The 10,741-nt window shown below is 58.6% G+C and carries 16 protein-coding genes; 7 read left to right on the top strand and 9 right to left on the bottom strand.

The genetic code is table 11. The annotated features are described in order from the left end of the window. The first annotated feature begins 73 nt into the window (after positions 1 to 73). Positions 74 to 958, top strand: a complete 885-nt coding sequence (locus tag ACU680_RS24670; protein WP_448180762.1) for a LysR substrate-binding domain-containing protein — start codon at positions 74 to 76, stop codon at positions 956 to 958. A 137-nt stretch (positions 959 to 1,095) separates the two neighbouring features. On the opposite strand, the gene ACU680_RS24665 is transcribed toward ACU680_RS24670, so the two are convergent. Further along, entirely contained in the window at positions 1,096 to 1,695 is a 600-nt protein-coding gene (locus ACU680_RS24665; protein ID WP_448180761.1) for a DUF6338 family protein, read from the bottom strand. Between the two features lie 183 nt (positions 1,696 to 1,878). Beyond that, on the bottom strand, positions 1,879 to 2,214 hold the full coding sequence (locus tag ACU680_RS24660) for a hypothetical protein (protein WP_003225912.1): 336 nt from the start codon (positions 2,212 to 2,214) through the stop codon (positions 1,879 to 1,881). Positions 2,215 to 2,397: 183 nt separating this feature from the next. Here ACU680_RS24660 and ACU680_RS24655 point away from each other — a divergent pair, with 183 nt between their 5' ends. After that, positions 2,398 to 2,637, top strand: coding sequence for a hypothetical protein (locus tag ACU680_RS24655; protein ID WP_007966805.1), 240 nt, complete (start codon positions 2,398 to 2,400; stop codon positions 2,635 to 2,637). Between the two features lie 61 nt (positions 2,638 to 2,698). Here ACU680_RS24655 and ACU680_RS24650 read toward each other — a convergent pair whose 3' ends face one another. Beyond that, positions 2,699 to 2,896: a DUF2188 domain-containing protein gene (locus ACU680_RS24650; RefSeq protein WP_367084187.1), complete on the bottom strand. Its 198-nt coding sequence runs from the start codon at positions 2,894 to 2,896 to the stop codon at positions 2,699 to 2,701. A 224-nt stretch (positions 2,897 to 3,120) separates the two neighbouring features. On the opposite strand from ACU680_RS24650, the gene ACU680_RS24645 reads away from it, so the two are divergent. Beyond that, a complete protein-coding gene (locus tag ACU680_RS24645; protein WP_007966809.1) occupies positions 3,121 to 3,483 on the top strand; it encodes an NUDIX hydrolase in 363 nt (120 codons plus the stop codon). A 4-nt stretch (positions 3,484 to 3,487) separates the two neighbouring features. Here ACU680_RS24645 and ACU680_RS24640 read toward each other — a convergent pair whose 3' ends face one another. The 3 genes from ACU680_RS24640 to ACU680_RS24630 form a co-directional block, all read right to left on the bottom strand. Beyond that, entirely contained in the window at positions 3,488 to 3,730 is a 243-nt protein-coding gene (locus tag ACU680_RS24640) for a DUF1652 domain-containing protein (RefSeq protein ID WP_003225919.1), read from the bottom strand. Positions 3,731 to 3,839: 109 nt separating this feature from the next. Beyond that, a complete protein-coding gene (locus tag ACU680_RS24635; protein WP_448180760.1) occupies positions 3,840 to 4,739 on the bottom strand; it encodes a polysaccharide deacetylase family protein in 900 nt (299 codons plus the stop codon). A gap of 131 nt (positions 4,740 to 4,870) precedes the next feature. Continuing rightward, positions 4,871 to 5,818, bottom strand: coding sequence for an ABC transporter substrate-binding protein (locus tag ACU680_RS24630; protein WP_448180759.1), 948 nt, complete (start codon positions 5,816 to 5,818; stop codon positions 4,871 to 4,873). A gap of 293 nt (positions 5,819 to 6,111) precedes the next feature. Between ACU680_RS24630 and ACU680_RS24625 the strand changes: the two genes are divergently transcribed. From ACU680_RS24625 to ACU680_RS24610, 4 genes are all read left to right on the top strand, one after another. Then, entirely contained in the window at positions 6,112 to 7,098 is a 987-nt protein-coding gene (locus ACU680_RS24625; protein ID WP_448180758.1) for an aliphatic sulfonate ABC transporter substrate-binding protein, read from the top strand. A 60-nt stretch (positions 7,099 to 7,158) separates the two neighbouring features. Then, positions 7,159 to 8,004, top strand: a complete 846-nt coding sequence (locus tag ACU680_RS24620) for an ABC transporter permease (protein ID WP_448180757.1) — start codon at positions 7,159 to 7,161, stop codon at positions 8,002 to 8,004. 48 nt (positions 8,005 to 8,052) lie between these two features. Beyond that, the gene (locus ACU680_RS24615) at positions 8,053 to 8,733 is read left to right on the top strand and encodes an SOS response-associated peptidase (protein WP_448180756.1); all 681 of its coding nucleotides are present in this window, start codon (positions 8,053 to 8,055) and stop codon (positions 8,731 to 8,733) included. 361 nt (positions 8,734 to 9,094) lie between these two features. Then, positions 9,095 to 9,367, top strand: coding sequence for a hypothetical protein (locus ACU680_RS24610; RefSeq protein WP_047294946.1), 273 nt, complete (start codon positions 9,095 to 9,097; stop codon positions 9,365 to 9,367). Between the two features lie 45 nt (positions 9,368 to 9,412). On the opposite strand, the gene ACU680_RS24605 is transcribed toward ACU680_RS24610, so the two are convergent. The 3 genes from ACU680_RS24605 to ACU680_RS24595 all read right to left on the bottom strand — a co-directional run bounded on the left by ACU680_RS24605 (position 9,413) and on the right by ACU680_RS24595 (position 10,628). Then, complete coding sequence (locus ACU680_RS24605) at positions 9,413 to 9,556, bottom strand: hypothetical protein (protein ID WP_448180755.1); 144 nt, start codon at positions 9,554 to 9,556, stop codon at positions 9,413 to 9,415. 62 nt (positions 9,557 to 9,618) lie between these two features. Next, positions 9,619 to 9,930 carry an AzlD domain-containing protein gene (locus ACU680_RS24600; RefSeq protein ID WP_177325723.1) on the bottom strand — a complete coding sequence of 104 codons (312 nt, stop codon included), beginning with the start codon at positions 9,928 to 9,930 and terminating at the stop codon, positions 9,619 to 9,621. After that, positions 9,930 to 10,628: an AzlC family ABC transporter permease gene (locus ACU680_RS24595; RefSeq protein ID WP_448180754.1), complete on the bottom strand. Its 699-nt coding sequence runs from the start codon at positions 10,626 to 10,628 to the stop codon at positions 9,930 to 9,932. Before ACU680_RS24595 ends, ACU680_RS24600 begins: the two co-directional genes overlap by 1 nt. Positions 10,629 to 10,741: the final 113 nt, after the last annotated feature.

The raw sequence follows: 10,741 nt of genomic DNA, 5'->3' as shown, positions 1-10,741 counted from the left end.
ATGGTGCTTATGTTCATTGCTTGGCGCCGTCGGGACAAACGTAAAATCGACCCGCAATCCATGACTAAAACGAATGAATCCGCGAACCCTCACCCCTTCCATGTCGTTATTGCTGGCCTTCGAGGCCGCCGCACGCCATGAAAGCTACACCCGCGCCGCCCACGAACTGTCGCTGACGCAGAGCGCGGTCAGCCGTCAGGTGCAGATTCTGGAAAAGATGCTTGGCATGCGCCTGTTCAGCCGCGAAGGCCGGCAAGTGGTGCTCACCGATGTCGGGCGCATGTATCAGCGCGAACTGGCCGAAGCCCTCGGGCAGATCCGCAGCGCGACCCTGCAGGCCATGGCGTTCGGTTCCGGCATTCACAGTTTGCGTCTGGCGACGCTGCCAACTTTCGGCTCGAAATGGCTGCTGCCGCGACTCAAGGACTTCTACACCGCGCACCCGGGCATGACCGTGCACTTGCATTCGCGCATCGAAGCGATCGACTTCGACACCAGCGAAATCGATGCGGCGATCTGCGTCGGTGCGGGGGACTGGCCGGGCTTGAGCGCCCTGCCCCTGCACACTGAAGAACTGGTGGTGATTGCCAGTGCGCAGTTGTCATTGGCCGAACGCGACGAAGCCGAACAGCACATCGCCGGGCAGTTACTGCTCAATGTCAGCAGCAATGCCCAGGCCTGGGCGGAATGGTTCACCCATCATGGTTTGCCACACCGCAGCATGCGCATCGGGCCGAGCTTTGAAATGACCTCGCACCTGATCCAAGCGGTGCGGGCGAATATTGGCGTGGGGCTGGTGCCGCGGATTCTGGTGGAGGATGAATTGCTTAACGGCGAGCTGCTGCAACTGGGGAAGCCGATCACCAGCCGGCGTAGGTATTACCTGGTGTATCCGCCGCGCAATGAGGCGTTGCCGTCACTGAAAGCGTTCAGGGACTGGTTGGTGCATACGCTCTGAACAGCAGCACTGCTTTTTCAAAGGTGGAGGCGCACTCGGCCCTCTCAACAGTGGACTATCCAACGGTTTTCCGTCTGGCCCAAAGAACAGGTGTTCATATTTCTTGGGCATTGGTTGTGGTGCTCGGGCGCTCATAATCAATCCTCTGATGCCGGGCTGAACTCAACCCATTTAACCTTCGCGGAATCTATCAACAAATATTCGGCGCCAAAAGGCGCCACTTTGCCATCTTCATGCAGCCAATGTGGCTTATGGATCACGAACTGGCCGTTGGCTGATTCCGGCGGCCACTCGGCCGGCCAGCCAAGAACGCGCCTTTCGTCATGCAAATGCAGGGTGATGAGCCGATCAAATTGCGCGAATGCGCAGAACCATTCGCTTGGGTAAGAAGATTGTTTCGTTACGTTTCTGCGACGCAGCCAACCATGTAGCTTGTCATTGGTCGCCAGACTACAGGATAGCAATCCAAGTACCAGCGAACAAAAGAATGCCCATGACGTCTGCGCCTTGCCATCCCATATTCCTACAGAAAACCCCTTCGTCCCCACAAACAAAAAGATCACGCCAATACCTGTTACCACCCCATGAATAACAAACGTAAAGATCAACGCCTGCACAATTTGCCCAAACGTATCAGGCCGTTTGAACGCGGTGAGCGTGTAGAAAATCCAGGTAGAAACAAATCCGGGAATCAGATACTGCAACAACGGAATAACTTCTTTGACCAGATCATCCATGATCCATGGCTCCTTGAAAGGCATGCCCCGCCGGTTACCGGGTGGCACTCGAAAGCCTAGCGCACACTGGAATACGCCTCGTGCCGATCTGTCACAGTGCATTTCGCAAAGCAAAAAAAAGCAGAAACCATTGATCCGGTTTCTGCTTTTTATGCAGCTGGCTTTTGCATCTGAGGCTGGGCTTTACAGGCAGTCACGCACCGATTTGCGCAACGACCCGGACTTGGCCCATGGCGGTCCCTGATACAGGGAAACGCGGCTGCCGTCCTTGTATTTGATGATGTCGAGAATTTCGTCAGCGGTGACGAGGCTCGGTGCCTTGATCCGGTAGCCGTTGGAAATGGAGGTCTGCGTGGTCTTCGGAATGTCCTGCTGCCACAACGGCAACAAGCACGCGGCATAGTCTTTAGGCGCTTTGGTGGTGGTCTTGCTGAGGTTTGGCTCGCCCGGTACCAGCGATGCTGGCAATGAGCAACCCGCCAGCAATGCCAACGCCAAACTCCCGATCCATATCCGCATGGTGTTTCCCTGATCTGAAAAAAAGCGAATGTAACGTGTAACCGGTTGTACATCCATCCCGACGCCCCGCTACAAGGGCATTTGGACAAATATTTACATCCATTCACCCGGTGACAGACGAGTTGCACATCGGCGATGAAAAATGCGGCTACTCTGTTTTACCGAGAATGACCGGAGGTGATCATGCGGCTCAATGAATACGAACACGAACTTCAGCGCGACCTGCAAGCCGTTGCATCGGATTTGAGATGGTCGGCGGTCGACCTCAAGCGCATCGCCGAACAACTGCGCAAAAGCGGCAATGAAGCGGATGCCCAGGCGGTACTCAGGTCCTGCGAGGTGCTGCAAAGTGATGAAGAACGATTGCAGTCCTATGCCAAGGAAGTGAAAACGCGCTCCATCAGCCGAAGCAAGGTTCACTGATAGCGACCCTGCCCTCAACAAGAGCCCCGGCAATTACCGGGGCTCATTCGTTACATCTGCTTCAACTCGCAGTGTGACTTCGAGCCCGCGCCGAGCGTTGTCTGTAACTTGGCAACGCAGCGGCATAGGCCAGCGCTTCTTCTCTGCTACCAAACGACGCAAGCCGATCGCCTTGGGTACAAACCCGCCATGGGCCGTTGTTTACACTGAGTACGTCGTAGCCGTTCATGTGCATCTTGTTCAGGACAGGAATGCTCATGGGGACCTCCTTTTTGCTGACAGTGGATTCAGCTCTGCTTTTTTACCTTACACCCTGTTGCCGGAGATGTGGCCGACCGGATGTCGCGGATAGCCATGTGCCAAGGCTCTGGCACTTTCAACCTTGCCAAACACTCAAAACCCCAACGGAACCTCTGAATCCGGGCCCGGCTCGAATATTGCAGTTTTATTTCATTTATGTGACACGCGATAAACAGGTAACAGATGAAAGTACGCGCAACCGTTATTTGCGAGCAGGATCGACACGTTCTCCTGGTGCGCAAACCTCGCTGTCGCTGGACCTTGCCCGGCGGCAAGGTCGAGCCTGGGGAAACCAAAGCAGGGGCGGCGACGCGCGAGCTGCAGGAAGAAACGGCACTGGATGCCGAGCAGATGTTGTATCTGATGGAACTGCACAGCGGCAGCACCCAGCATCATGTCTACGAGGCGTCGGTGCTGGATCTTGAGCAGTTACGCCCGCAAAACGAGATCATCGAATGCATCTGGCATCCGCTGGACGCGGTGCAGAATCTGCCCACCAGCGACGCGACATTACGCATCGTGCAGGCGTTTCAGCGGCGTTTGTGAGGTATCAGCCGGCGAATGCCCGGCGCCCGGCGCTCATTTCCGTGCGCAATTCACCGATGAAATTAGAAATATCGCGGATGGTCACCAGGTGTTCCGGTGAGACGCCATTGAGCAACAACTCGACTCGCCCGGAGTCAGGCTCATAAACCTTGATCCGCAGCAGTCCCTGCTCCACTTGTGTGCATTCGCATTCAAGCGACGGAAAGCCGGATTCGACAATCCGGCAGATGTCGGCAATGGCTAGCATGGGCGCACGCCTCGCAGGCGATGAGTCGGTCGACCGATTCAGCATAGATGAGCGATCAATAATCTGCCGCCCCGACGACTGCCAACCCGATCACATTTCCAGCGCGGCCTCAGTGCGCGTCATGATCCCAGATCCAGTTCCACATCCCCGGTAATTGCACCGGCTGCGAACTCTGCTGAACGCTGCGCGCCAGTGCTGCTTTCTGCAGTGCCGCTTGATCATCGTAAAACGGCTTGTCCGCCAGCCTCACGCCCGTGGCGGCAGCACTGTCGAGGAGAATCTGCAGGTATTCGCGGGTATGCCGCGCGGTATAGCGATTGAGGTCATGAAACGTCACCACCACCGGAATCACCCCGTCCACGGTGGGAAATTCGCCGAGGGCAATGCGCTCGCGCACCTCCGATAGCTGGCGCAGCATGTTCGCCCGACGTCGTGGACTGGCGTTGAAGCCCCAGATCTTGCCGTCGTTGGCGCTCAGATCGGTCAACAACACATGCAAGCCATGTTGCTGATAGGCGGCGAAGGTGCGCTTGTCGTAATTCCAGAATGGCGGACGCAGCAGGATCGGCGCAGCTCCGGTGATCGCGGCGATATCCGCGGTGCCGTTGCGCAACGACTGCTCCAGTTCTTGCGGATCGAGCGAGCGATGGTTGGTGTGCCAATGGGTGGCGGTGTGGAACCCGAGGATGTGCCCTTCGGCGTGCTCACGCCGCATGATCCCGCGACCGATTTCACTGTTGCCGGCGCGAGGTGCGCGGGTCTGGACGAAGAACACCGCTTTGATGGCCGGTTGCACCGGGTTGACCTTGAGGCTGTCGAGGACCGTCGCCGAAGGGTTCCACAAACTCGAGGCGCTGGGGCCATCATCGAAGGTCAGCAGAAAGCGCACCGGCGCCTGGGCCTTGAGCCGGGTTTCGGTTTGCGCAGTCATCTCGATGGGCGCGGCAATGCAGCCGGCCAGCCCGATCGCGATGGCTGCTGCACAGAGAAGCTGGAAAGCGTATTTCATGTTTTGCCTTGCGCCTGACCCTTACGGCCCTGTTGTCGTCTGGCAAAACTCCCTCGCCCTGATCCATCCCTGCGCCCGGCTACGCGAGCCAGGTCTGGATAGGGTACACAGGCTTTGGTTCCGGCGCTCGCTCAGTCAGCCAGTGCCTGTTGAAACGAGGTATCGATAACCCCGGCGGTGGCCAGCGGCGCCGGCAAGGCCTTGACCTTGAACAGGAAGTCCGCGGTGCCTTGCAGGTCGGCTGCCGCCTGTTGGTCCACCGGCCCAACGGTCATGTGCGCCTGGCGCAACCAGTGCCGTGAAACCTGCTGATCGAGATTGGCTTTCTTCGCCCACAGGTCCGCGTATTCGTCGGTGTGGCTGTCGACCCAGGCCCGCGCCAGTTTCAACCGCCCGAGAAAATCGGCAATCGCCTCACGCTTGCTGTCGATCGACGGCGCCGACGCGGCAATCGCGCTGAGGCCCGGCATCAGGTTTTTCGCGGTGAGAATCGGCCGCGCACCGGAGAACACGATTTGCTGGGAGATGTACGGTTCCCATACCGGGAAAGCGTCGATGCTGCCCTGCGGCAATGCCGCCGCCGCATCAATCGGCATCAACTTGACGAAGTCGACGTAGTTTTCCGGCAGACCGCCCTGCTCCAGGGCGCGCAAGGTCAGCTGCTGGCTCCAGGCGCCGGGCCAGTAGGCGACTTTCTTGCCCTTCAGATCAGCGATGGTTTTCACCGGCGAATCTTTCGGCACCAGCAAGGCGATGGTGTCCGGGTTCTGCCGCGACACCCCGATCAGCTTCACCGGTGCCTGTTTGGCGGCGAGAAACAGAAAACCCGAATCGCCGAGAAAGCCCAGATCCAGCGAACCGGTCTGCAACGCCTCGGCCAGTGGCGCGGCGGCCTGGAAGTGCTTCCAGTCGACGCTGTAAGGCGCGTCTTTCAGCACGCCAGAGGCTTCGACCGAGGCGCGGATGTTGTAGTAGTTCTGGTCACCGACATGCAGGACCAACGGCTCGGTAGCGTAGGCAAACGGAGCGGCGAACAAGGCGGTGATCAGTGTGCTGCGGAGCAAACGGGAGAGCTTCATGGCGGGTCCTGCGAAGGGATTTTGCATAGACCATAACGCTGTTGATTGGCGGTTTTTAAATTCGATTAATGCATAAGCTCAGCACCCTGAATGTTCACTGTTCGCTGCGCAACAGTGCCATGCCACAGTGTTGTCCAAGCAACAGTTGAGAGACGCGATAATCGGTGAAAACCCCGTAAACATTGGTCGACACGCGCATGGCACAGAGCCTGCAATATTCCAATCATGCAGGATGCAGTCGTTAAAAATATATTTTTGGACATAAAAAACAGTGCCACTGCCGGAGCGTCGCCATGACATCGTTTTCACCCTTATCCCGCCTCAAAACACTGCTGGTCGCCAGCGCCATGGCGCTGAGTCTGCAACCACTGGCCCACGCCGCCGAAGCTGTGCCCGCCGAGGTTCATCTGGATTACGCCTACTACTCACCCGTGAGCCTGGTACTCAAGCATTTCGGCTTCCTCGAAAAAGCCCTGCCGCAGACCAAAGTCAGTTGGGTACTCAGCCAGGGCAGTAACCGTTCGCTGGAATACCTGAACAGCGGCGGCGTCGATTTCGCCTCCAGCGCCAGCCTCGCTGCAGTGCTGAGCCGGGCCAACGGCAGCCCGATCAAATCGGTCTACGTCTACAGCCGCGCCGAATGGACTGCGTTGGTGGTGCGCAAGGACTCGCCGTACCAGAGCGTCGCCGACCTCAAGGGCAAGAAAATCGCCGCCACCAAAGGCACCGATCCGTACCTGTTCACCCTGCGCAGCCTGCAACAGGCCGGGTTGAAGAAAGACGACGTGGAACTGGTGCACCTGCAACACCCGGACGGCCGCACCGCGCTGGAAAAAGGCGATGTCGACGCCTGGGCCGGACTCGACCCGCACATGGCCGCCAGTGAGGTTCAGGCCGGTTCGCGTCTGCTGTATCGCAACCCGGCATTCAACAGCTATGGCGTGGTCAGCGTCACCGAGCAGTACGCCAAGGAGCATCCGCAAACCATAGACACGGTGATCAAAGCCTACGAGCAGGCGCGGCAATGGGCGCTGAAAAATCCCGACGAGTTCGCCACGTTGCTCGCCAAGGAATCCGGTCTGCCGCTAGACGTGGCCAAGCTGCAGTTGTCGCGCACCGATCTGAGCAGCCCGCAACTGACCGCCAACGACGTGCAGGCGTCCAAGGCTGCGGCACCGATTCTGGTGTCTGAGGAACTGGTGCGGCGTGGAGTGAATGTCGATCAAGTCATCGATCAGTTGCTCGACAGCGGTGTACAGCAAGCCGTTGCCCGCCAGTAACCGACCAGACTCACAGCCCATCCGCGCCAGTTGCGGATGGACTGTGAGTGGAGCCAACGTATGACCACTCGCAGTAACGAACTGCCCTCGCCGTCTCGCAGCTTGTCGAGGCCGCGTCCTTCAACCCTCAATCCGACATGGCGACGGCGCCTAAAAGGCCTGGCGCTGCCACTGCTGATCGTGGTCGCCCTGGAATGCATCGTGCGCCTCGGCTGGCTGCCGTCCTATCAGATGCCGGCCCCGAGCGAGATCGCCCTGACCCTCACCGACCTCGCCGAAGGCGCCCTGTGGAAACACATCGGCGCCAGCCTGCTGCGGGTGTTGCTCGGATTTGCCATCGGCGCGAGCCTGGCGCTGGTGTTCGCTGCCTGGGTCGGTTTGAGCCGCGAGGCCGAGGCGTATCTGGAGCCGACGTTCGCCGCACTGCGTTCAATTCCGAGCCTGGCCTGGGTGCCGCTGTTGCTGCTGTGGCTGGGCATCGATGAAACCTCGAAGATCGTGCTGATCGCCATCGGCGCGTTTTTTCCGGTGTACGTCAACGTGGTCGCGGCGATTCGCAATATCGACCGCAAACTGGTCGAAGTCGGGCACATCTATGGCTTCAGCCGCTGGCAACTGGTGCGGCGGATTCTGCTGCCCGCCGCCCTGCCCGGCCTGTTCACCGGACTGCGCAGCGGCATGAGTCTGGCGTGGATGTTTCTGGTGGCCGCCGAGCTGATCGCCGCGACCAAGGGCCTCGGTTATCTGCTCAGCGACGGCCGCGAAACCTCGCGACCGGACATCGTGCTGGCGGCGATTATCGTGCTCGCCGTGCTCGGTAAACTCAGCGACGGCCTGCTCGCGGTGCTTGAGCGCCGCTGGCTGGCCTGGCGCGACACGTTCACCGGTCAGGAGGCGCAGGATTGATTGGCCGCAGCCGACTAAGCTGAAAGCGTCCAACCGGAGATTCGGCGCATGTGCGGAAGACTCTCGCAGTACCGCGGCATTCACGACTTCGTCACGGTGCTGAGCATTCCCGATGCGCTGATCAATCACGTCGGCGACGCCGCGCTGGAGCGCTACAACGCGGCGCCGACCACCTCACTCGCGGTGCTCCATCAACATGATCAACAGCTGTATGCCGACAACCTGCGCTGGGGCTGGCGCCCACACTGGGCCAAGGACCGCGCGGCGCCGATCAACGCCCGCGTGGAAAAGGTCGCCCATGGCCCATTCTTCCGGGCGATCTGGCGTCATCGGCTGATCGTACCGGTCGACAACTGGTTCGAATGGGTCGGCGGCCCGGACAAAATCCGACAGCCGTGGCTGATCCGTCGCGCCGATCACGGGCCGGTTTTCTGTGCGGCCATCGGGCAATTTCCGACACCCGGCACACAGCCCCGGGAAGACGATGGTTTTGTGATCATCACTGCCGACAGCGTCGGCGGCATGCTCGATATCCATGATCGCCGACCCGTGGTTTTTCGCGCGGAGCTGGCTGCCGAGTGGCTTGATCCGGCAACGGCTGCGGAGCGTGCCGAACAAATGCTGATGTTCGAAGGTGAAGCCAGCGAGGTATTTGCCTGGCACAGAGTCGGTAAAGCCGTCGGCAACTCTCGTAATCAGGGTGCCGGGCTGATTCAGCCAATCACCTAAAAATCCCGCGCCCTCACCCGTTAACCCCTGTAGGAGCTGCCGCAGGCTGCGATCTTTTGATTTTTAATTTTTTAAAAGCAAGATCAAAAGATCGCAGCCTTCGGCAGCTCCTACAGGTGATTTCAGGTGAATACAGGTGACACTCGATCTTTACAGGTGGTGTTTCATTGTTGAGACAGCCCGAAAAAAACAGTCGTTTGAGCGAACTAACCGCCTGTCTGACATTTCAATCGTCATACATACATTTAGATGCGCTACGGATAGCATGCGCGCCGCATTTCCAATTGGCATACCAGTTGACCAAAGAGTCAGCAAAACCAGGAATCCCCTACAACTTTAACAAGCCTTGCAGAGAACTAAGTTGCGCGACGATTTTGCAATCAAACAGGCCAACGGCCTGGAGTGTATCTATCTGTCCATGACAGAACGCTTTCAACTCGACTGTTTTATCGGCCACTACATCAAGACCCGAAACCTGCGTTCAGTGCCGGACATCGAACGCATTCTGCGCACCACCCTCGAAGGCTATCCCGGGCACCCGCCGGTGATGGTCAACGAGCTCAATGCATGGATCGACAAGACTCTGGGCTATCGGGCGTCACACCCGGACTTCCCGCACCTGGAAGACCTCTGAAACAACAAAAAGCCCCGCAGTCGCGGGGCTTTTTGCATGTCGCCATCAGAATTTCACATCCGGCCCGGTGAGCTCCTTGTCATCGTCGTGCTTCCACGTCTGTTCCTTGCGTTTCTCGCGCTCGATTTCTTCTTCGCTGGGTTCGTCTGAATCTTCGTCTTCATCCGGACGCTTTTGCTCGGTCGTCATGTGCACCTCGCCTTGTCGAAAATAGTCATCAAACCAGCTTAGAACAGTTTTTCCCCGGCAACTTACAGCCACCAACGCAACAAAAAGAAAAACGCCATGCTCAAGAGCATGCTGAGCAAGGTATTGCGGGTGTACAGCACCAGCCCGATCGCCACCAGCGAACTCAGTAAATACGGATTATCCCACTGCAGATTCAACTGTTTATCCGGCATGAACACGATCGGTCCGCAGATCGCGGTCAACATGCCCGGCACGGCAAAACCGAGAAACTGTCGTGCGTTGCTGCTCAAGCGCAGCGGCAGGCGCGGTTCGAGAAACACGTAGCGGTTGAGAAACACCAGAAGCCCCATGCCGAAAATCACTGCCCAGACCATCATGTGCGCCCCCGATACAGCTTGTTGCAGACAAATCCTGCGGTCATCCCGGCCAGCCCCGACAACACCAGTGCCGAGCCCCACTGCCAATAACTGAACAGCACCGAGCAGAACAGCGACACCGCCACGCACACCACGGTCGGTACGTCACGCACCACCGGGGTGATCAACGCGATGAAAGTGGCGGCAATCGAGAAGTCCAGCCCCAAGTGCTCAAGCCCCGGAATGCTGCTGCCCAAGACAATGCCGGCCAAGGTGAACAGGTTCCAGGCGATATAGAACGTCAGACCAACGCCCAAGGCGTACCAGCGATTGAACTGCTGGCGATCATGCTGACTGGTCAGGGCGAACAGTTCATCGGTGAGCAAAAAGCCCAGGCCGATACGCCAGCGCCCGGGCAACGGTGAAATCACTGAACGCATGCTCATGCCGTACAACAAGTGCTGCGAAGTCAGCAGCAGCGTGGTCAACAGGATCGAGAAAATCCCGGCACCGCCCTTGAGCATGCCGATCGCCACCAGTTGCGCGGCCCCTGCAAACACAATGCTCGACAGGCCCTGCCCCTGTAACGGCGTGAGATTGGCTTCGATGGCCATGGAGCCGGCCAGCAGCCCCCACGGCGCGGTGGCCAGCGATAACGGCATGATCGCCGCAGCGCCGCGAAGAAACGCACTGCGCGGCATAATTGAGTCAGACATAACGCTCTTCAACCGAGGAAACGGTCGCAGACTCTGCCAGCAAGTGCCCCTTCGTGGCTTGAACAATCTTGCGCACTTGCGCCAAATCACCGCGCCCTGGCGTTGCTGTCGGC

The sequence above is a fragment of the Pseudomonas sp. LF020 genome (assembly GCF_053456425.1).
This window is presented reverse-complemented; position numbering and strand designations above follow the sequence as displayed.

Bases quoted from the DNA above. Each gene is read 5' to 3' on its own strand.
- ACU680_RS24670 (WP_448180762.1), top strand. From the start codon at position 74: ATGAATCCGCGAACCCTCACCCCTTCCATGTCGTTATTGCTGGCCTTC.
- ACU680_RS24665 (WP_448180761.1), bottom strand. From the start codon at position 1,695: ATGGATGATCTGGTCAAAGAAGTTATTCCGTTGTTGCAGTATCTGATT.
- ACU680_RS24660 (WP_003225912.1), bottom strand. From the start codon at position 2,214: ATGCGGATATGGATCGGGAGTTTGGCGTTGGCATTGCTGGCGGGTTGC.
- ACU680_RS24655 (WP_007966805.1), top strand. From the start codon at position 2,398: ATGCGGCTCAATGAATACGAACACGAACTTCAGCGCGACCTGCAAGCC.
- ACU680_RS24650 (WP_367084187.1), bottom strand. From the start codon at position 2,896: ATGAGCATTCCTGTCCTGAACAAGATGCACATGAACGGCTACGACGTA.
- ACU680_RS24645 (WP_007966809.1), top strand. From the start codon at position 3,121: ATGAAAGTACGCGCAACCGTTATTTGCGAGCAGGATCGACACGTTCTC.
- ACU680_RS24640 (WP_003225919.1), bottom strand. From the start codon at position 3,730: ATGCTAGCCATTGCCGACATCTGCCGGATTGTCGAATCCGGCTTTCCG.
- ACU680_RS24635 (WP_448180760.1), bottom strand. From the start codon at position 4,739: ATGAAATACGCTTTCCAGCTTCTCTGTGCAGCAGCCATCGCGATCGGG.
- ACU680_RS24630 (WP_448180759.1), bottom strand. From the start codon at position 5,818: ATGAAGCTCTCCCGTTTGCTCCGCAGCACACTGATCACCGCCTTGTTC.
- ACU680_RS24625 (WP_448180758.1), top strand. From the start codon at position 6,112: ATGACATCGTTTTCACCCTTATCCCGCCTCAAAACACTGCTGGTCGCC.
- ACU680_RS24620 (WP_448180757.1), top strand. From the start codon at position 7,159: ATGACCACTCGCAGTAACGAACTGCCCTCGCCGTCTCGCAGCTTGTCG.
- ACU680_RS24615 (WP_448180756.1), top strand. From the start codon at position 8,053: ATGTGCGGAAGACTCTCGCAGTACCGCGGCATTCACGACTTCGTCACG.
- ACU680_RS24605 (WP_448180755.1), bottom strand. From the start codon at position 9,556: ATGACGACCGAGCAAAAGCGTCCGGATGAAGACGAAGATTCAGACGAA.
- ACU680_RS24600 (WP_177325723.1), bottom strand. From the start codon at position 9,930: ATGGTCTGGGCAGTGATTTTCGGCATGGGGCTTCTGGTGTTTCTCAAC.
- ACU680_RS24595 (WP_448180754.1), bottom strand. From the start codon at position 10,628: ATGTCTGACTCAATTATGCCGCGCAGTGCGTTTCTTCGCGGCGCTGCG.